Source organism: Vibrio sp. 2132-1 (genome assembly GCF_033344315.1).
The window spans coordinates 1-543 of record NZ_JAWPON010000750.1 but is presented as its reverse complement, the minus strand read 5'-3'; the positions used below and the strand labels follow the sequence as shown (position 1 = coordinate 543).

Sequence of the window (543 nt, the reverse complement as noted above, 5' to 3'; positions counted from 1 at the left end):
TGCAGAGCTAAAAAAAGCAAAATATGCAGGAACAGAGCAGAAGACACTTCAAGGTAAAAACATTGCACTCATCTTTGAGAAATCTTCTACTCGAACCCGATGTGCGTTTGAAGTCGCCGCCTTTGATCAAGGCGCACAAGTCACCTATATCGGTCCTTCAGGATCTCAAATCGGCCATAAAGAATCGATGAAAGATACCGCACGCGTCTTAGGTCGCATGTATGACGGCATCGAATACCGAGGCTTTGGTCAATCCATTGTGGAAGAGCTTGGCGCTCATGCGGGCGTTCCGGTTTGGAACGGATTAACTGACGAGTTCCACCCAACGCAAATCCTCGCAGATTTCCTTACCATGCAAGAACATAGTCGTGGCAAACAGCTCCACGAAATGACCTTTGCGTACCTTGGCGACGCTCGTAACAACATGGGTAACTCATTGATGGTTGGCGCAGCGAAAATGGGCATGGACATTCGCCTAGTGGCACCAAAAGCATTCTGGCCAGAAGAACATCTTGTCGCGACTTGCCAAGACATTGCCAAACA

At 48.4% G+C, this 543-nt stretch carries 1 pseudogene; it reads left to right on the top strand.

What is annotated here, in order from left to right:
• Window positions 1–543 (top strand): annotated as a pseudogene (locus tag R8N47_RS27770) (ornithine carbamoyltransferase subunit F); the annotation flags it as partial.